At 67.0% G+C, this 19,562-nt stretch carries 16 protein-coding genes; 9 read left to right on the top strand and 7 right to left on the bottom strand.

What is annotated here, in order from left to right:
• Positions 1-31 precede the first annotated feature (31 nt).
• The 5 genes from ASF98_RS24865 (at position 32) to ASF98_RS16445 (ending at position 4,157) form a co-directional block, all read left to right on the top strand.
• Positions 32-505, top strand: coding sequence for a hypothetical protein (locus ASF98_RS24865; protein WP_235506047.1), 474 nt, complete (start codon positions 32-34; stop codon positions 503-505).
• Positions 502-1,923 carry a patatin-like phospholipase family protein gene (locus tag ASF98_RS16430; RefSeq protein ID WP_235506048.1) on the top strand — a complete coding sequence of 474 codons (1,422 nt, stop codon included), beginning with the start codon at positions 502-504 and terminating at the stop codon, positions 1,921-1,923. The genes ASF98_RS24865 and ASF98_RS16430 overlap by 4 nt, the downstream gene beginning before the upstream one ends.
• 212 nt (positions 1,924-2,135) lie before the next feature.
• Positions 2,136-3,014, top strand: a complete 879-nt coding sequence (locus tag ASF98_RS16435; protein WP_055803888.1) for an FAD-dependent oxidoreductase — start codon at positions 2,136-2,138, stop codon at positions 3,012-3,014.
• A gap of 92 nt (positions 3,015-3,106) precedes the next feature.
• Positions 3,107-3,853 (top strand): deoxyribose-phosphate aldolase, encoded by a 747-nt coding sequence (gene deoC / locus ASF98_RS16440; protein ID WP_200939389.1) that lies wholly within the window; start codon positions 3,107-3,109, stop codon positions 3,851-3,853.
• Between the two features lie 73 nt (positions 3,854-3,926).
• Positions 3,927-4,157 (top strand): hypothetical protein, encoded by a 231-nt coding sequence (locus ASF98_RS16445; protein WP_028272493.1) that lies wholly within the window; start codon positions 3,927-3,929, stop codon positions 4,155-4,157.
• A gap of 122 nt (positions 4,158-4,279) precedes the next feature.
• On the opposite strand, the gene ASF98_RS16450 is transcribed toward ASF98_RS16445, so the two are convergent.
• Both ASF98_RS16450 and mfd read right to left on the bottom strand, forming a co-directional pair.
• Positions 4,280-5,104, bottom strand: a complete 825-nt coding sequence (locus tag ASF98_RS16450) for a metal-dependent hydrolase (protein WP_200939390.1) — start codon at positions 5,102-5,104, stop codon at positions 4,280-4,282.
• A gap of 4 nt (positions 5,105-5,108) precedes the next feature.
• Entirely contained in the window at positions 5,109-8,801 is a 3,693-nt protein-coding gene (mfd, locus tag ASF98_RS16455) for a transcription-repair coupling factor (RefSeq protein ID WP_055803895.1), read from the bottom strand.
• 197 nt (positions 8,802-8,998) lie between these two features.
• Between mfd and ASF98_RS16460 the strand changes: the two genes are divergently transcribed.
• The 3 genes from ASF98_RS16460 to ASF98_RS16470 are packed head-to-tail and all read left to right on the top strand — an operon-like array spanning position 8,999 to position 11,272.
• Positions 8,999-10,495, top strand: a complete 1,497-nt coding sequence (locus ASF98_RS16460; RefSeq protein ID WP_156372439.1) for an SDR family oxidoreductase — start codon at positions 8,999-9,001, stop codon at positions 10,493-10,495.
• A gap of 53 nt (positions 10,496-10,548) precedes the next feature.
• Positions 10,549-11,046, top strand: coding sequence for a DUF2505 domain-containing protein (locus ASF98_RS16465; RefSeq protein ID WP_055803897.1), 498 nt, complete (start codon positions 10,549-10,551; stop codon positions 11,044-11,046).
• Positions 11,047-11,050: 4 nt separating this feature from the next.
• Positions 11,051-11,272: an SCO4848 family membrane protein gene (locus ASF98_RS16470; protein WP_055803900.1), complete on the top strand. Its 222-nt coding sequence runs from the start codon at positions 11,051-11,053 to the stop codon at positions 11,270-11,272.
• A gap of 55 nt (positions 11,273-11,327) precedes the next feature.
• Here ASF98_RS16470 and ASF98_RS16475 read toward each other — a convergent pair whose 3' ends face one another.
• Complete coding sequence (locus ASF98_RS16475; RefSeq protein WP_055803903.1) at positions 11,328-12,311, bottom strand: glycosyltransferase family 2 protein; 984 nt, start codon at positions 12,309-12,311, stop codon at positions 11,328-11,330.
• Positions 12,311-13,834 carry a polysaccharide pyruvyl transferase family protein gene (locus ASF98_RS16480; RefSeq protein ID WP_055803906.1) on the bottom strand — a complete coding sequence of 508 codons (1,524 nt, stop codon included), beginning with the start codon at positions 13,832-13,834 and terminating at the stop codon, positions 12,311-12,313. Before ASF98_RS16480 ends, ASF98_RS16475 begins: the two co-directional genes overlap by 1 nt.
• Before the next feature lie 808 nt (positions 13,835-14,642).
• Here ASF98_RS16480 and ASF98_RS16485 point away from each other — a divergent pair.
• Positions 14,643-14,867 carry a helix-turn-helix domain-containing protein gene (locus ASF98_RS16485; RefSeq protein WP_011691098.1) on the top strand — a complete coding sequence of 75 codons (225 nt, stop codon included), beginning with the start codon at positions 14,643-14,645 and terminating at the stop codon, positions 14,865-14,867.
• Here the strand turns inward: ASF98_RS16485 and sufU are convergent.
• From sufU to ASF98_RS16500, 3 genes are all read right to left on the bottom strand, one after another.
• Positions 14,864-15,349, bottom strand: a complete 486-nt coding sequence (sufU, locus tag ASF98_RS16490; RefSeq protein ID WP_055803908.1) for a Fe-S cluster assembly sulfur transfer protein SufU — start codon at positions 15,347-15,349, stop codon at positions 14,864-14,866. The genes ASF98_RS16485 and sufU overlap by 4 nt on opposite strands.
• Entirely contained in the window at positions 15,346-16,677 is a 1,332-nt protein-coding gene (locus ASF98_RS16495) for an aminotransferase class V-fold PLP-dependent enzyme (RefSeq protein WP_055803911.1), read from the bottom strand. Before ASF98_RS16495 ends, sufU begins: the two co-directional genes overlap by 4 nt.
• Positions 16,678-16,802: 125 nt before the next feature.
• Positions 16,803-19,460, bottom strand: coding sequence for a helix-turn-helix domain-containing protein (locus ASF98_RS16500; protein ID WP_055803914.1), 2,658 nt, complete (start codon positions 19,458-19,460; stop codon positions 16,803-16,805).
• Positions 19,461-19,562 lie beyond the last annotated feature (102 nt).

Below are 19,562 nucleotides of genomic sequence, written 5' to 3' on the forward strand. Positions count from 1 at the left end.
GCGGGCCCGGTTTTATGAGCGGGGACAGGTCATGAGCGGGATTGCCCGCCCTTCGGGGCCGGCTGTTCCCGGCGTCGGCGCCTGGATCACGGCAGACCCGCTGCGCGCCGTCCTGGCCGCGATCGCCGTCGTCACCGTCTTTTCCGGGGCCGTCCAGATACCGTTCGGCGGCGCCGTCCTTGAGCTGCTGGGGGCGGAGCCGACGACGGCGGCGCGCCAGCTGTTCGGCACCGTGGGCATGTTCATGGTGGTGGTGGGCGGACTCCTGCTGCACACGCTGCTGCGCCCCCGGCCGGCGGCCGAGGTGCTGCTGTGGTCGGGAGTGCAGAAGGCGGGGGCCTGTGCCGCCGTCGCGATCGGGGTCATCAACGGCGTTTTCGCGCCGGTGGCGCTGGCAGTAGCGGTCTTCGACCTTGCGACGGCGGCCCTCTGCCTGATCTACCTTCGCCGGGTCTACTGGGAGAGCGGGCCAGGCAAAGGCCGCGGTCAGGGGGCGGGGCCGTGAAGCGCTCGCTTGTGCTGGCCGGCGGCGGAATGCGGGTGGCCTGGCAGGCCGGCGTGGTCCGCGCGCTCGCCGAAGAAGGCCTGCACTTCGACCATGTGGACGGGACGTCCGGCGGCATCCTGACGGCGGGCATGCTGCTGTCAGGGGTGCCTGCGGAGGATATGTGTCGGAACTGGTCCGGCGTGAACGTCAAGGACTTCGGCTCGGCACTGCCGCTGGGCGACTATGCGAAGGGGCCGTGGTCGCTGCCCGCCATCGGTGACGCGGACGGCCTGCTCCGCAAGGTTTTTCCGGCCCTCGGGATCGACGACGGCGAGATCAGGCGCCGGGCAGCCCTGCCGGGCGCCGTCGAAGGCACCTTCAACGTAGTGGAATTTACCGGAAAGCTATGCCACGCCATCGACGCCCGGGACGTCGATGCCGGACTGATGGCAGCCGGAATGTCCTTGCCCATTTTCCTCACGCCGCTGCGGCGTGACGGGAAGATCTGGACTGACGCCGTCTGGGTCCGCGACGCCAACGTGGCCGAAGCCCTCCGCCGCGGGGCGGACGAGGTGTGGCTGGTCTGGTGCATCGGCAACACCGGGTACTGGGGCGACGGCCCGCTTGAACAGTACGTCCATATGATCGAGATGAGCGCCATGGGCGCCCTCCTGGCCGACTTCGAGGCCGCGAAGGCTGCCGGCAGGGATTTCATCCTCCACGTTGTCAGGCCGGAGAATCCCCTGCCGCTGGATCCGGAGTTCTACCTGAACCGGATCGATGCGGACACCTTGATCGGCATGGGGTACCGGGATGCCCGCAGCTACCTCAAGGACATGACCGCCGAAGGCCTGCCCAAGGACGCGTCCTGCACTGCCATGGTGGAACCGCCGGCAGGCATCCGCTTCACCGAGCGGTTTGGCGGCCGGGACGCAGGCGGCGGGGGCGACCGCGCGGGCGGTGGCGCGGGCGGCGCGGGCGGTGGCGCGGGCGGCGGCTCCACCGGCTCGGAAGTGCGCCTCACGGTAACGGTGGCCCTGCCCCTCAAAGATTCAGGTGCAGCGGCCCGGCTCACGGGGTTCCTCGACTACGCACCCTTCGGCCCACGGGTCTTCCTGGCCGGCGGGCGCGTGGACGTCCGCGGCGAATCGGTGACCTACCGGGCTTCCGTCCGCGCGGGCGGCGCCTGGCACCGGCTGTCCCTTGCCCGGGTCTTCCACGACGATCCCGGCCCGGACGCCTGGGACGACACCAGGCAGGCCCGGCTCACTGTGGGTTCGCTGCTGGATGTTCCGGTCACCATGGGACTGGCGGACGCGGCGGCCCTGATCGCCTCCGTGGAACCGGCCGGCGTCCATGGCCCCGGCGACAAGGCGGGCGTCCTCGCCAACATCGCAGCCCGGGGCCTTCGTGAGGCTTTCCGCCGGTACGGCTGAGCGGTCCCCGCAGGCAGCAGGGCCGGAAGGGGGCTGACTGTGAGGCAGGACACAACGAAAGTACACGTTTGTTGCCGTCTGGTAAACAGTGTGGAACGGGCAGGGACATTCCGGCAACAACCGGGAAACACCCTCGAAAAACCGGAAGCCTACGCTGGGTTTCATCACCAACCGGGGCCAAACGAAGGCCTCACCAGCGAAAGGGCCTTCACATGTCCGCCTCGGCACCGTCCACCCCCTCCTCCGCCTCGTTCCAGGCGCCGCCGCCTGTTCCGCGCGTGGTCATCGCCGGAGCCGGACCTGCTGCCCGTGCCCTGGTGAGCAAGCTGGACGGATCCCGCTTCGCAGGCAGCATCACTGTACTCAGCAACCGCGACGACGCCCCGTCCGAACTCCTGGAACTGGCGGCGCTCCCCCAGGTTTCAATCCGCTTCGGCCAGCCGGCCAGCTTCATCGATGCGGCCAACCGCGTGGTGACTACCTCTGACGGCATGGAATTCAGCTACGACCAGCTGGTGATTGCCACCGGCTCCGCCCCGGCATTGTCTCCCGTGGACGGCGCCGGCCGCTGCCTCAGCTACTCCACCATCGACGACGCCGCCCGCATCGGTGACGCCGTGAAGGAAGTGACCCGCGTCCTCGGCCGAAGGCCGCTGGGGATCCTGGTGGGAACCGGCCCGGAGGCCGGCCAGGCGGAAGCGGTGCTGCGCGCCCGCGGCGTGAGGCCGGTCCGCACCACGCTCCGGCCGGCCGCCGTCGTTCCGACGCTCGCCGGCTCTGTCCTCCCGGCCGCAGGAATCGTCTTCGACGACGGCAGCAGCATGAATGGCGACCTCGTGGTCCTGGCCGAGGAGCGGGTGGCGCGGGACGGCCTGGCGGCCAGTGCCGGCCTGGAGACGGCTGCAAACGGCGGCATTGTGATCGGCCAGGACTTCCGGACCTCCGTCCCGGGAATCTGGGCCATCGGCGACGCCGCCTCCTACGACGGCGTCCGGCTGGGCCTCCTGGTGGCCTCCGGCTCCGCCGCGGGGGCCTGCGCGGCCCAGCTCATGCAGGCAACGCTGCAGGCGCCTGTGCAGGCTGCCGCCTAGCATCGTTGTGGCAAGATGGTCACCTGAGAAGCCACGAAGAAAACGGCGCCTGCTGCCCACGAGGCCCGGCGGGCCCACCAGGAAGGACCACCATGAGCAACGAAGCCACCGCGGCCGGCACACCTGACGCCACCGCCGCGGGAGTCACCGCACCCGGTGCCACAGCATCGGCAGAAATAGCCTCCTTCATCGACCACACGCTGCTGAAGCCGGAGGCCAGTGAAGCGGAGATCCTCAAGGTCTGCTCCGAAGCCGCCGAATACCACTTCAAATCCGTTTGCGTGAACCCGGTGTGGGTCAAGACCGTCAGCACCGCGCTCAAGGGTTCGGGCGTCCTGACCTGCTCGGTGGTCGGCTTCCCGCTGGGAGCCACGCCCACCGACGTCAAGGCCTTCGAGGCCCGCGGCGCCGTGCTCGACGGGGCCGACGAGGTGGACATGGTCGTCAACATCGCAGCCGCCCGCGCCGATGACAAAGGCGCGCTGGTTGATGACATAAGGGCCGTCGCCGAGGCTGTGCACGGCAGCGACGCGATCCTGAAGGTGATCATCGAGACAGCCCTGCTCAGCGATTCCCAGAAAGTCCTCGCCTGCGAGGCGGCGGTGGAGGCCGGAGCGGACTTCGTCAAGACATCCACGGGATTCAACGGCGGCGGCGCCACCGTTGAAGACGTGGCCCTGATGCGCCGCACGGTGGGCCCGGATGTCGGCGTCAAGGCCTCCGGCGGCGTGCGTTCGCTGGCTGACGCGCAGGCTATGATTGCAGCAGGTGCAACACGTATAGGCGCCAGTTCCGGCATTGCGATCGTCAAGGGTGAACAGGGTTCGTCCGCGTACTGACCTGGTCCGGAAACGCCACAGTTTTTTGAGCCCTTCGGGGCGTTTTGAGCCCTGCGGGGCCGAGGAGGAATGAATGTCCAAGACCGTTGATAGCCCCAAGACCCCTCAGAACGAGAACAGCCTTGCCGGGAGCATCGCCGTTTTCGCAGTCATGATGGTCCTGTTCCTCGGCTCCATCTACTCGCTGTCCTTCCTCACGCTCGGCAACCCGTGGCCGATGGCCGTCTGCCTGGGCCTGTTCGCGGCAGCGTTCTGGATCCCGCAGACCATCCTGGGCCGTTCGGATTCGGCCGGCGAGCACTAAGCCTTCGAACTTAAGCGCCTGAAGCCCCCGGATTTTCCGGGGGCTTCAGCTCTTTAAGCGGCCGGCTCTGCAAGCGGCCGGCTGCTTAGGCGGCCGGCCGCGCCGCTGGCTGCAGTGTGCGGCTAGCCGGCGCCGAACAGGCTGCTGACCAGGGTGCTTCCGAGGGCAAGTGCGGCCGGGTAATGCGCCTTGGCCAGCGCCCAGGCGGCCACGCACATCCCCACCATGGCGTAGGCGCTCACCGGAATCAGCACAAGCCACTCGCGGCGGGAGCCGGCCCGTCCCAGCAGGGGGATCGAAAAAGCCCCGTTGGCCTTCCAGACGTCGTTGAGCACCGGCAGCTTCCGCAGGAACCTTGGCGGCTTGATCACGATCGGCCACAGCAGTGGGACTCCCCCGGTGGTGATCATGTCTCCGACGATGTGGACCACCACCCCGGTGAGCATGGAGACCGGCAGCCAGGTCCATTGATCCGGCGCGAACCAGGTGACGAGGCCGGCCATGGTCAGGGCGAAGAGCCAGTTGCTGATGAAGCCTGACTTGGGGAAGAGTTTGAGGGCCTTGGCGGCGATGTTGATCATGAACATGCAGAGCAGGCCGGCGCCCACGGACAGCAGGCCCCAGTCCGTGTGGAGCTGGATCTGCCCGGCAATGGTGGCCAGCAGCACGAAGAAGGCCGCCCCGAGTACGGAGTGCGTTCCCTGTCGGTGGCCGCCGCTGGCATTTTCGATCCCGACGGCAATCACGTTCGAGAGCGGCGGCAGCGAATTGGCGACCGTGCTGTGCCGGTGGTCCCAGTCGCACACCAGCGCGGTTCCAGCTGTCGCCATGCCGCCGATCAGGATTCCGGTGGCGTCCAGCGGGTACCAGCCCAGGGTGTACGGCCCTGTTGAGGCAATGGCTACCCACGCCGCGGCTCCCGACGCGGCGTGATGTCCTCCCATCATCCTTTTATTTCACCGCCGGTGTCGCAGATACAGCGGCATCAGCGAAGATATTCCGGATGACCCCGTTGGCCCACTCCAGGATCTCGGCGTCCTGCAGGTCCCGGCCGCCGATCTTGGCGGTCTTCGGTTTGGGAATGAGCACCGCGTCGAGGGCGGGCTTGGACTGCGCACCGGGGTACATGCGGTTGAGCCGCATCGTCTTGGATTCGGGCAGCTGGGCCGGGGAGAACTTGATGAAGTTCCCCTGCAGGGCGACGTCGGACAGCCCGGCTTCGCGGGCTCCCACCCGGAAGCGCGCGACGGCGATCAGGTTCTGCGCGGGCAGCGGCGGTTCGCCGTAGCGGTCCACGAGTTCGGCCAGGACCTCGTCGATCGCTTCGTTCGTGAGCGCCGACGCGAGCTTGCGGTAGGCCTCGAGGCGCAGCCGTTCGCCCGGCACATAGTCGTGCGGCAAGTGGGCGTTGACGGGCAGTTCGATCTTCATTTCGGCGGCCTTCTCCTCTGCCTCGCCGCGGAAGTCCGCCACGGCCTCGCCCACCAGGCGGATGTAGAGGTCGAAGCCCACGCCCTGGATGTGGCCGGACTGTTCGCCGCCCAGCAGGTTGCCGGCGCCGCGGATTTCGAGGTCCTTCATGGCCAGCTGCATGCCTGCGCCGAGCTCGTTGTGGGTTGCCACGGCTTTGAGCCGTTCCAGCGCCACCTCGCCCAAGGGCTTCTCGGAGGGGTACAGGAAATACGCGTAGGCGCGTTCGCGGCCGCGGCCCACCCGTCCGCGCAGCTGGTGGAGCTGGGAAAGGCCGTACTTGTCCGCGCCGTCCACGATCAGGGTGTTGGCGTTGGAGATGTCCAGTCCGGTTTCAATGATGGTGGTGCACACCAGGACGTCGAAGCGCTTCTCCCAGAAGTCCACGATGATCTGCTCGAGCCGGCTTTCGGACATCTGGCCGTGGGCCACCTCCACGCGGGCTTCAGGCACCAGCTCGCGGATCTTGGCAGCGGTCCGTTCAATCGTCGACACCCGGTTGTGGACGAAGAACACCTGGCCCTCGCGCATCAGTTCCCGCCGGACCGCGGCGGAGGTCTGCTTGTCCGTGTACGGGCCCACATAGGTCAGCACCGGGTGGCGTTCTTCCGGCGGAGTGGCCAGGGTGGAGGTCTCGCGGATCCCGGTCAGGGACATTTCCAGGGTGCGCGGAATCGGCGTGGCGCTCATGGCCAGGACGTCCACGTTGGTGCGCATCTTCTTCAGCGCTTCCTTGTGTTCGACGCCGAAGCGCTGCTCCTCGTCCACGATCACCAGGCCGAGGTCCTTGAAGCCGAAGTCCTTGGACAGCAGCCGGTGCGTGCCGATCACAACGTCCACGGAGCCTGCCTTGACGCCGTCGGCGGTTTCCTTGGCCTCCTTGCCGCTCTGGAAACGGGACAGCGGCTTGACGACCAGCGGGAATCCGGAGAACCGTTCGGTGAACGTCTCGTAGTGCTGCTGGGCCAGCAGCGTCGTGGGGACCAGCACGGCCACCTGCTTGCCGTCCTGGACGGCCTTGAACGCGGCCCGGACGGCGATCTCGGTCTTGCCGTAGCCCACGTCACCGGAGATCAGCCGGTCCATCGGGATCTCGCGCTCCATGTCGGCCTTGACCTCATTGATGGTGGTCAGCTGGTCCGGCGTCTCCACGTAGGGGAAAGCCTCTTCCAGCTCGCGCTGCCACGGGGTGTCCGGGCCGAAGGCGTAGCCGCGGGACGCCATCCGGGCCGAGTACAGCCGGATCAGCTCGCCGGCGATCTCCTTGACGGCCTTGCGGGCCTTGGACTTGGTGCTGGCCCAGTCCGCGCCGCCCATCTTGCTCAGCGCCGGGGTGTCCCCGCCGACGTAGCGGGTGACCTGGTCCAGCTGGTCGGTGGGGACAAAAAGCCGGTCCCCCGGAGCGCCGCGCTTGGACGGGGCGTATTCCAGGACAAGGTATTCGCGCACGCCGTCGCCGCCTCCCGCCACCTTGCGCTGGATCAGCTCCACGAACCGGCCGATGCCGTGCTGTTCGTGCACCACGGAGTCCCCGGCCACGAGCTGGAGCGGGTCCACGGCGTTCCGCCGCTTGGACGGCATCCGGCGCATGTCCTTGGTGGAACCGGCGGACGTGCGCCCCAGCAGGTCCGCTTCCGTCAGCAGGCCGAGCTTGAGGCCGTCCAGCACAAAGCCCCGTCCGACGGCGGCGGTGGTCACCTCGATGATGCCCGCCTGCGGCTCGTCATCCAGCGAGTCCACCCGGGCGCAGGGGATGTCGTTGTCGTGGAACAGTTCAGCCAGCCGCTGGGCCGGGCCGGGACCTTCCGTGACAACCACAAGTCGCCACTGGTCCCGGACGTGCGAACCGATGAACTCCATCATCTCGGCGACGTCGCCCTGGTAGCCGCGGGGTTCCCGGGCATGCAGGTTGAGGACGTTGATGTCCGGAGTCAGCTCTTCGTCGGTGGCCAGCGAGGTGATGGACCACCACGAGACCTCCTGGCCCAGGGCCGCGGTGCGGGTCTCCGTCAGGGAGCGGAAGCTTGCCGAATGCAGGGCAGCCGAGGCCGCGGAACTGAGATCCAGCGGTGCGGTGCCGCCGTCGGACGCCGTTGACCATGCAGCTTCCAGGAATTCCTCGTTGGTCGCGGCCAGGTCGTGGGCGCGGGTGCGGACCTTTTCGGGCTCGATCACCACGGAGATGGACCCGGCGGGCAGCTGTTCGACGAAGGGCACCATGGCATCCACCAGGACGGGAGCCAACGATTCCATGCCTTCCACCGCGATGCCGCCGGCGATCTTCTCCAGCATGTCCGCAGCGGCGGGCAGCTGTGCCTTCAGTGTCGCTGCCCGGGACATCACGGAAGGGGTGATGAGGATTTCGCGGCATGGCGGGGCGTGCAGTTCCGTGGGGTGGTGCAGGCCGGGCGAGGACAGGGAGCGCTGGTCGGCAACGGCGAACCAGCGCATCTGGTCCACCTCGTCGCCGAAGAACTCGACCCGGATGGGATGGTCCTCGGTGGGCGGGAAGACGTCCAGCATGCCGCCGCGGACGGCGAATTCGCCGCGGCGGGACACCATGTCAACCCGGGCGTAGGCGGCGTCGGCCAGGCTCTTGACGACGCTGCTGAAGGGAGCCTCCTGGCCGACCTTCAGGGTCACGGGAACCAGGTCGCCCAGGCCGGCCACGATCGGCTGCACCACGGCGCGGACGGGAGCCACCACCACGCGGAGCGGTCCTCCCGAGGCCGTGCCCGGGTGGGCCAGCCGGCGGAGCACCGAAAGCCTGCGGCCCACGGTGTCCGAGCGCGGGGACAGCCGTTCGTGCGGGAGGGTCTCCCAGCTGGGGAACTCGGCCACGGAATCGGCCGGCAGGAAGGCCCGCAGCGCCGCGGTGAGGTCCTCCGCCTCACGTCCGGTGGCAGTGACGGCCAGGACTAGGGGCGCGCCGGGCGGTGTGCCGGCGGCTGCTTGCGTGGCCGCACGCGAAGCGCCGGCGGCGGCGTGCAGGGCTGCGAGGCCGTCCGACATTTCCGCCAGCAGCGCCGCGCGGAGGCCTGCCGGCGCGCTGATCTGGTAATCCTCGCTGCGGGTTCCGAAACCCCGGGACGCTTCAGCCTGCACGCGGGCAAACGTTGTGTCTCCGGCGAGCGCGCGGCGAAGGCCTGTGAGTGACGGGCCGTTGAGGCTCATGGCAGAAGCTCCTGAAATGATCACGGGAAAGCAGGCAACACGAAAACCCGAAATTCGCGAGAATCCCGGGTCTTCCCAGCCTACCGCGACGGCGGAGCGGTGAGTACGCTCCTGCGGAAGTCCGGCGATGCAGCCGGACCCGATTGCTAAGCTGGCTGTGCATCGACGCACTCCGCTTTCGTTCCAAGGAGATCCACATGAACGGCATCCCGAAAACCGTGCTTGTCACCGGCGCCACCGGCTATATCGGCGGACGCCTGGTCCCCCGGCTCCTCGAGGCGGGCCACACGGTGAAAGTGGTCGTCCGGACTCCCGCCAAGATTGCCGGCGTGCCATGGCTGGATCAGGTTGAGGTCATCCAGGGCAGCCTCGACGACGGCGGCATGCTCCGGGCAGCACTGGACGGCGTCGACGTGCTCTATTACCTGGTCCATTCAATGGCAGCCGGCGCCGGCTTCGAGGCCAAAGAAAAGGCGATGGCGGAGACTGCCGCCGCGGCGGCCGCCGACGCCGGGGTGGGAAGAATCGTCTACCTCGGCGGCCTCCACCCCGAAGGTGCGAAGCTGTCAACGCACATGCGTTCCCGGGAAGCCGTCGGCAAAGTCTTCCTCGCGGGTCCGGTGGACGCCGTCGTGTTCCAGGCGGGCGTGGTGATCGGGTCCGGGTCGGCGTCGTTCGAGATGATCCGGCACCTCTCAGAGACCCTCCCCCTCATGCCGGCCCCGAGTTGGGTCCGGAACCGGATCGAAGCGATCGCCGTCAGGGACGTCCTGTACTACCTTGTCGCAGCAGCGTCCCTGGAAGAGCACATCAACCGCACCTTCGACATCGGGTGCCGCCAGGTCCTCACCTATGCGGCCATGATGAAGGAGTACGCCGCCGAGGCCGGCCTGCCGTACCGCGTGGTGCTCGCGCTGCCCATCCCCGCACCGAAACTCGCCGGCATGTGGGTGGCCCTGACCACGCCGATTCCCCTGTCCATGTCCCTGCCGCTCGTCGAATCGCTCCAGCACGACGCCATCTCGAGGGAACATGACATCGACGACTACATTCCGCTGCCCGAGGGCGGACTGACACCGTATCGGCGTGCCGTGTCCCTCGCCCTGGGCAAGGAACGCGACGCCCAGGTGGAAACGACGTGGGCCAGCGCCGGCGCGGACGCGGATCCGCTGCCGAGCGACCCGGAATGGGCCGGACACCGCGTGTACATGGACGAGCGAAGCTATTCCAGCCCGGTGGATCCCAAGTTCGTCTGGACCATCATTGAGGGCATCGGCGGCCGCAACGGCTGGTATTCCCTGCCGCTGGCGTGGCGGGTCCGCGGCTGGCTGGACAAGCTCACCGGAGGGGCAGGCCTGCTCCGGGGCCGCCGGCACCCGCACCTGCTCGCCGAGGGCGAAGTGGTGGACTGGTGGCGGGCTGAACGGATCGAGCGCGGCCGGCTGCTGCGGCTCCGGGCGGAGATGCGCGCCCCCGGCCGTGCGTGGCTGGAGCTGTCGGTGGAGCCGGACGGGACGGGCAGCCGCTACCGGCAGCGCGCTATCTTCTTTCCGAAGGGCCTCAGCGGCAAGCTGTACTGGCTGGCAGTCCTGCCGTTCCACAGCGTCATTTTTCCCGCCATGTCGCACAACATCACGGCCGCTGCGCAAAAGCTGGCAGAAGCCGAATCGGAGTCCGCGGCGTCCAGCACATAGGATGTGGGAGGCAAAAAACCGATGCCCCATACCCCCAACCCAATGGAGGAACAATGGCACTGAGTGCTTCCACCACCCTGCCCCACAGCGTCGACCGCGTGACCGCTGTGTTCGCCAACGAAGACTTCCAGCGCCACACCAGTGAACTGGTGGGCGGAACCCTTGAATCGTTCAAGGTCGACGGCGATCTTGCCGGGGCTTTCAGCACCACCTCGGTGCGCACCCTGCCCACCACCCGCCTGCCGGAGATTGCCCGCAAGTTCGTGGGCGACAGCCTGAAGGTAACCCAGTTGGAGACGTGGGAAGCCCCCGCCGCCGACGGCTCCCGGCAGAGCAGCATCAGCCTGAAGATCGCTGGTGCCCCCTTGGACGTCAGCGCCGTGCAGCGGCTTGTCGCCGACGGCGGCGGCACCCGCGTCGAGCTCGAAGGCAATGTGACGTCTTCTGTTCCGTTCCTGGGCAGCAAGATTGCCGATGCTGCCGAGCCCATGGTGGGCAAGGCCCTGAACATCCAGTCCCAGCAGGCGCAGGCCTGGCTGGAAAGCCACTAATCCCGTGCAGCTTCCCGTTGCCCTCGCCTGGGTCCTGATTATTGCCGGCGTCTGGTCACTGGTGGTCTGGCCCCAGTTCCTCAAAAGGGTGATGAAGGATCCGCGGGCCCGTGACGCGACCGGCAAGGCGACCAGGTTCCTCACGGTGCACGTGGTCCTGGTGTCCGTTTCGATGGTGCTTGGCGCCGCTACGGCGGCGATCGGCATCGCCGGCCTCGTCGGCTAGCGAACCGGCTGTTTCGTTCCTTCCGGCCGGCGCCCTGCCGGCCGGAAGGAACGGCCTAAACCTGCCTGCGCGACTTCCAAAGCCGCGCGGCGACGCGCGCCGGCCTGCCGACGAACTCGAAGACGCTGGTCCGGCGGACCACTGTCTCTTCCAGGGCTGAAACCCGCCGGCTGAGGTCCTCCAAGGTAGAGACAACCCGGTCGGCCAGAACCCGCGCCTCGGCCGCGGCTTCCTCCTGCTGCCCGCTCAGCTGGGCCAGGTACAGCAGGTACCCCACTCCCGTCTTCCCGGCCTCGCGGCGCAGGAAAGCATCCCGCACCAGGCTGTCGAACTTCGCGTGTTCGGCGGCGGCGGCAATGACGCTGTTCCCCATGTCGCCGCTGGCTTCGGGGCGCTGGCACCAGAAGGCCAGGGGCTCGTCGTCGAGCAGTTCCATCGGATACGCCTGGAGGAACCGCAGGTAGAACTCCCAGTCCCCCACGACGTCGAGTTCCTCGTTGTAGAATCCGATGTGGTCATGGACGGACCGGCGGTACAGGAAGGAAATGGGGACGATCCGGTTGATCCGCAGCATGTCTGTCAGCGTGATGGCCTGAAGATCCGGCCAGTACGCGAAGGAGCCCGTCTCCACGATCGCGCCGTCACGGACTTCCTCGTACACCACATTCGTCCTGACGGCGACACCCTGCGCGGCGGCTTTCCCGTCCAGCAGCCCCACTGTCTTGAGCAGGAAATCCGGATGCCACCGGTCGTCGTCGTCATGCACGGCGATGTACTCAGACGTTGCGGCCGCAATGCCTGCGTTGCTGGCTGCTTCCATGCCTTTGCTCTGCGGGTGGTGGATGACGTTCAGTTTCCCCGCGGGAAGGTGACGGTACCCGTCCGCCAGCGCGTCAACCGGCGCCGGGTCCCCGCCGTCGTTGACCACCACGATGGAGAAATCCTGGTACGACTGGCCCAGGATGTTTTCCAGGGCACGGTTCAGCAGGACGGGCCGGTTCTTGGTCCGGACCACCACCGTCACTCGGCCGCTGGCCATCAGTGCTTCCTTCCGGTCAGCCGGCGCGCAATGTCCGCGCCGCGGCCCAATAGTTTCGCTGTTTTGAAAGTCCGTGACTGCAGGATTCTGTCCTTTTCCCGTATTGCTTCATCCCGTTCGCGGATGAGCACATCGCGTTGGGACCGTACATCGTCCCACTCCGTCCACTGCCGTCCGATCCCCAGGCTCAGGGTGCGGAACAATTCCCGCTGTTCCGAGGCCTGGCGGGACCAGGGTTCCACCGCGCGAAGGGGCGGTGCGTCTTCAAGCCCCGCGTAGCTGCCCGCGCCGCCACGCAGTACAGCCGCCACGGCGTCCCACCATGTCGCCTGGGAGCGCTCGAATCCGGGCCGCAGCCCGTCCAGGTGGCGGCGGATCTCGTCGCGCCGGCTCCAGGCCTCAACCACCGCTTCGTCCACGCCGCCCGGGGAAAGGCTTGGCTGCGGAAGGGACCAATCGCCCAGCCCCCAGTTCCCGAGTGCACCGGCAAGGCGGATATCGGAGTAGGCGTCGTTGGCCAGGGCGACAACCGGCACGCCGGCCGCCAGGCCGAAGACGGCCGGGTGGTAGCGGTTCGTGATCACCAGGGCGGCGGCTGCAGTCACGGCTGCTGCCGTGCGGACCGGCAGCACTGGCAGCATTGCCAGCCGTCCCGAGCGCGAGTGCGCCAGCACGGTGCGGTGGGATTCGTGGTCTGCCCCGTTGTCCGCAGACTCCAGGGTTCCCATGTGCGGCAGCAGGTACACCGGAAGTCCCGTGAGCTGTGCCGCACGGTCCAGCACGGCCGCGAACCCTGCCAGCGTGCGGGTTCCCTCGCGCCAGGCATCGGGGCCCACTGTGGCGGCTATGTAGCCGTCCGCCGGAAGGTCCGGAAGGCCGGGAAGGCCGGGAAGGCCACTGTCCTGAAGACCGCCGTCCGCCTGGGTCTGCAGGAAGCTGCCGTCGTCAAGGACGCGGACAAGCTTTTCCGAGCCGAGGCCCAATTCAAATCCGAGCGCGTAGGAAGCAGGTTCGCGGGCCCCGATCAGCGCCGCGCTGTCGAGGAGCTCGTGCAGTACCTTCCGATCCTGAGGCAGCAGGGTGGGGCCGAACGTCTGTCCGCTCACCACCAGCGGCTTGCCAAGTTCCCTGGCGATAATGCCGACGGCGGCCCGTTCGTATAGAAGCCAGCCGTAGAGGGAGTTCATATTGCCGCCGCCCGCGATCAATACGCCGTCGGACGTCGACACTTCCTCGATGACGCCCCACACCGGGTCGCCGACCGGGAGCGCGGCGCGGTCGCCTGTCGCGGCCCGGCGGATGCGCTCCAGGTGAGCGCTCCGTTCCTCGGGCGGCCACGGAAATTCAAGGGTTGGTATGGCGCGGGTGCCATAAAGTGCTGCGGTCTGCGCCGGGTCACGGGACAACAGCACAACTGATGCCCCGGTCCGCGGCAGAAGTTCATCCACTGCGGCCAGTGCCATGGCCTCATCGCCGACGTGATACGCACCCTGGCCCAGATCGCCCTGCACCACGAACTTCACTTGACGGTCCTCTTCCACTACTTGTCTGATGACGCAGCCGGAGACGGACCCTTTGCGGGACCGTTGGCGCGCAACCAGACTACCGTCTTTTGCGGAACCGCCCGCCCGGACTGTGGTCTCATGCGGACACAACCGGCCACCCGAGTACTCGGGATGGCAAATGGAGTAGGAGGGGGCTTAGATGAAGTGGACAACACGCTGTTATCTGAACGTGATAAGCCGTAAATTTCTGCTATGGACGCGCAAGATATGGAACGGGTTTGGCACGGTAGCCACCGTAAAATCGACCGCAGAAATTGGTCGTTGTATTTCGCACTGACCCTATTGGGGCTTATCGCGTGGGTAATTGTTGTATTTCCCCACTAATCTTCTTTTTTCCGCACTTCAATCAAAAGCTCCGGCGGGTCCCCACCTACCGGAGCTTTACTTTAAGCCGGCTGATATCACCGCACCGCATGATCACCGGAGCGGTGTTACCGGACGAAATCGGAGAAGCCGGCCATAATGGTCAGCACCGTGAGCACCACGAGAGCTAACACGCAGACTATTTCTGCCCTGTGAATCCTGTGCTGCGTTTGCCGCACTTCAATGTCGTCCTGGCTATCAACCATATTTAGAGGCTACTGGCCCCTCCGGCATGCCACTAGAGTAGTCACTACTCGTCTTTATCCCCATTGCCGTGCGCTCTTCACATCAAGCTCACCATGCCATAAAGTGGCAGTAAGATCGGCGATCGGCTCAGCGACGTTTGTCTCAGGATTGAAGTACGTCCTCAGGATTGAACTACGTCCCAGGAGAGCTGAGAACAGTGGCCGCTGAAGGATTTTCAAATACCCGTTTCCTCACAGTTTCCGAGGTCGCAGAAGTCATGCGGCTGTCCCGGATGACCGTGTACCGGCTCGTCAAAGCGCACGACCTCCCGGCCGTCCGTTTCGGCCGCTCCTACAGGGTCCCGGAGCACGCGATCGAAGACTATGTGCAGCACCATTCAACGCTCGCGGACGACGAGCATCCGGAAGCCGGCAAGACCTAGCGGCCGGAGGCTACGGCCTGCCGCAGTGCGTCCTCGGCAGCCACCCACGCCAGCATGGCGCATTTGACCCTGGCCGGATACTTCGCCACTCCCGCCAGGGCCGCCGCATCACCCAGAATCTCGTCGTCCGGCTCAAGCCGGCCGCGTGAGCGCATGAGCTCCCTGAAATGGCCGATCATTTCCTTCAGCTCATCCGGCGATGCACCTTCGGACAATTCGCTCAATATTGAGGCAGAGGCCATTGAGATGGCGCAACCGTCGCCATGCCAGTGGATGCCTTTCACCGTTGGCTGGCTTCCTGCCGCTTCGAGCTCCAGGCGCAGCGTAATTTCGTCACCACAGACCGGGTTCAGCTGATGGCACTGTCCCACGCCCGGCTGGTGAGGCATTGACGTGGCCTCGTCAGCCGTCAGGTCGGACCCGCTGCGGGACTTCGCGTGCTCCAGGATCAGCTGCTGGTACATCGCATCAAGTGCGCTCATTTGGATGCCCCCGTGCCCGCTACGCCGAAGTAGGGCCGGACCTGGGCCACAGCCTCGAGGAGGAGGTCCACTTCTTCGGTGGTGTTGTACAGGTAGGTGCTCGCCCGGGTGGTGGCCGTCAGGCCCAGCCGGCGGTGCAGCGGCTGCGCGCAGTGGTGACCGACGCGGACGGCGATCCCCATGCTGTCCAGGTACTGCCCGACGTCGTGTGCGTGCACTCCGGCGACATCGAAGGCTGCCAGTCCGAGCCGTTCCACGCCTGCCGCCGGGCCCACGACACGGATTCCGTCAATGGCGCTCAGCCCTGTGACCAGGCGCTGGCCCAGGGAGGCTTCCCAGCCGGCAATGCGTTCCATGCCGGTTTCGTGGAGGTAATTGGCGGCGGCGGCGAGCGCCACGGCCTGCGAGATGGGCTGGGTGCCGGCTTCGAACCGCTGGGGCGCAGGAAGGTATTCGGCCTTCTCCATCGTGACGGTGGTGATCATGGAGCCCCCGGTGAGGAACGGTGGCATGGCGTTCAGCAATTCCCGCCGCCCATACACTCCGCCGATGCCCGTGGGCGCCAGCATTTTGTGGCCGGAGAAAACGGCAAAATCGACGTCCAGGGCTTTGAAGTCCAGGGGCAGATGCGGCACCGACTGGCAGGCGTCCAGTACTACGAGGGCACCCGCTGCCCGGGCCAGCGCCACAAGCTCGGCAACCGGGTTGATGGTTCCAAGCACGTTTGAGGCGTGGGTGAACGCCAGGATCCTGGTTCGTCCCGTGATAAGCCGCGCCGCCTCCTCAAGCCGCAACGCGCCGTCGTCGTCGATGGGTATGAACTTCAGCGTGGCACCGGTGCGCCGGCAGAGTTCCTGCCACGGAATCAGGTTCGCGTGGTGTTCCATCTCCGTCACCAGAACCTCGTCCCCCGGGCCAAGGGCGAAACGCCCGGCCTCACCGCGGACGGTTCCGACGCTGGCATTCGAGAAGGCGTACGCCAGGAGATTCAGCCCCGCGGTGGCATTCGCGGTCCAGACCAGTTCGTCCTCTGCCACGCCCACAAAGCCGGCCACGGTGGCCCGCGCGTCTTCGAACGCGTCGGTGGCCTGGACAGCAAGGTGGTGGGCACCCCGGTGCACGGCGGCGTTCCGCAGTTCATAGAACTCCTGCTCGGCCTCGAGAACGCTTCTGGGGTTCTGTGACGTGGCGCCGGAATCCAGGTACACAAGGGGTCGGCCATTGACTTCCTGGTCCAGGACGGGGAAGTCGTTGCGAATTCGCAGGACCTCGACATCACTTAGCGCGACCTGGGCGGCTGCGGTGGCGGAAGTGGATACCATGACCAAACTGGAGCTCCTTGATAGGCAAGACCTGCCGACGGCTCGCCGCCACGGGCAGGCACACCGCTTGCGTCCGCGGTGCTACTCCTCAATTGTCCCACTATTGCCCGGCACCGTTTATGTGCGCAGCGTCACTGCCGTGTGCTGTCCAGGCTGTGCCAGAGTTCAGCGAGCTCCTGGCGGCGGGAAACCCCCAGCTTGCCGTAGATCCTTTGCAGATGCGCGTTCACTGTGTTCACTGCGATCCCGAGTTCTTCCGCTACACGTGCACTTCCCATCCCGGTGACAACGAGTACTGCCACTTCCCGCTCCCGTTGCGAGAGCTTGGCGGGATCCGCGGCCTGCCGCTTCATTTCGGCTGGCCCGCGGTGGCTGGCGCCGGTCCGGCCGAAGGATTCGACGGCGGGGGCACCGGGGCCGGGAACAACGTTCAGCAGGTCCAGGGACTCGCCAGGCACCGGACCGCTGTTCCCGTCACTCGACCACCGCCAATCCGGCAGCCCGTCGGCGGCCTGGTCAAACGCCGTACCTTCAGGCCGTCCCGCGACTCCGAGGTTCAGCAGTTCCCGTGCCCGGCGGCCCCTGGCGCCGTCAGCCGCCTTGGCCGGCTTCCGAAGCATCCTTTGGGGTGGCCCGGCGGTTCCGGTAACGGCCGGACGTGCCACGGCCGCGTACGTTTCAGCCAGCCTGGCCGCGACGTCGCCGTCAACCGCGCGGTCGTCCCCGGCCAGGTCGTCCCCGGCCCGGTACTCGGCGGGCGCCGGTGCACCAGTCGGTCCAACCGCCTGCAGCTGCGCCAGGTCCCACGTCAGCCACTCCGCAGTGGCCTGCGCACCCAGGGTAAGGGCCAGCAGATCGTCCGGCTCAGCGGCTGTTCCGCCGTCAGCGCCGGACACACGCAAGGGGGTGCGGCCGGCAGCCGCATGCCGGCAAAACATCATGGCCCGGAAAAGTTGCAGGGGTCCGCCCGGGTAGCTCATCCATCTGTTGCGGCCGGCGCGCTTTTCGGCGCTCCCGGCGTCGGCACCCTGCCCGAACCTGGCCAGGTTGGACGCATGGATGGTGAGCACCATGGAGTGGAAGTCGACGCTGCACCGCGGCAGGCGCTCCACCGCGTTAAGCGCCCGGGTGGAAAGCTCGACGGCGTCGGCGGACTTGCCCCGCGCGGACAGCCCCTGTGAGGCCAGTGCCAGAAGCAGGATGCCGGCGTGGGTGCCCGGCGCCTCGTTGCTACCGGGACTGCCGCCGTCGCAGGATCCGGCCGGGCAAAGCCGGTGGAACAGCTCCCCGCCCGTGCTAGGCCAGTTTCCTTCCCTCGACTCCAGGTAGAGCTGCAGGACGTCCAGCTCATCCTGGACTGCGTTTTGGTAGGTGTCGGCGGCCGTATCTCCAATAGAGGCAGCCGCTGCGAGGGTGAGCCGCCGCCTCGCACCGTCCAGCACGGACTGGAGGGCGTCGCGACCGGGATTCATCGGCAGGAGTGCCTGCAGGAGCAGGGCAACAGCCCGTGCGAACTCCATGCTCAGCACTGCGGGGGTGGTTTCCACGAGGCCGCGGAGAATGTCGGCACTCTGGCCGTACTTGTGGGAATGGAACAGGGCCCGGGCGGCCTCCGTCTGTGCCATCAACCGGAGCTCAGGTGCCTTGACGGATTCGGATGCCTTCAGGGCACGGTCGCTGTCGTAGAGATTGTTCGCAGCGGTGGCCACGGCCAGGAGGTCCAGGTCTGCAACAGCTGCCCCGGATTCCAGCGCCGCTTCCACCCGGCGAAAGAGGTCCCACAACGGTTCCTCCCCCGGCCGGCCGGAGAAGCGGGGCCTCCTGCCGTGCAGATCCGCTTCGCTGCGCAGGTCCAGGGGGCCGGCCCCACCCGGAAAGAGCCGGGCTGCACTGGCCTCGGCTTCGTGGTTCAGGGTGACGTCGGCCCCGCCGTCGCTCCTGATCTGGAGCCGGATGACATGACCTTGTTCCAAGGCGGCCAGGGCGTCCGGTGGCACCGCCCTGGCCAGGATGGACAGTGGCGCCGGATCACCGGCTGCCAGGAAGTCGACCACCTGGCGCTGCTCCGGCGGAAGCGCTTCTATCCGCCTGCGGGCCAGGTCGATTTGGCGTGATTCCGACGGGTCCAGCGGCTGGACGATGGCGCAACTGCCGCCGCGCTCCACAATCCGGCCACCCGCCAGGGCTTCCTCGACAAGCCAGCTGGCCGTTAGCGCATTGGCGCCCGATGCCGCATGGATGTCGCGCACCAGGGTGGGCACGGGCGGGGCCGGGAGCCGGGACTCGAGGAACGTCCGGAGCTGGTCCAGCGTGAGGTCATCCAGTGTCACGATCGACAGCTGCCGGGCCACCACCGATTCCATCAGCTCCATCGGCAGTTGCCGGTCGGAACGGTGGCTCGCCAGCATCCTGATATCCGGTTCTGCGAGCAACTGGTTGATGACCCACAGGGATGTCCCGTCGAGGTGGTCCACATTGTCCAGGACCACCAGGATTCCGTTGGCTCCCGGGTCCTGGCTCCGCAGGGCATCACGGCAGGCCCGGACCATGTTCAGCGGCGACACCTTGGCACCTGCAGGCAACGCAGGTGCCAATACACTGCCGATGCCGAACTTCATCCGACGGCAGGACGCGGGAATGCTGTGCACAATGACCGTGAGCTGGCCGGAAAGTGCCTCGGCCGCCGCTGCGATGAGCCTGCTACGGCCCGATCCGGCTGCCCCCGTAACAATGACGCCTGAACTCTCGGATCCTGTGAGGGCAGTGACTGCAGCCCGCAGTTCAGCCACCCGAATGACCGGGGGGAAAGGTGAATTTCCTGCCCTAACGTCCATGGTTGCGCCGATTCCTTAGCCGTGGAGCGCGAAGATCCGGACCGCCCCCAACCCACC

The sequence above is a fragment of the Arthrobacter sp. Leaf337 genome, from assembly GCF_001423745.1.
Taxonomy (GTDB): domain Bacteria; phylum Actinomycetota; class Actinomycetes; order Actinomycetales; family Micrococcaceae; genus Arthrobacter.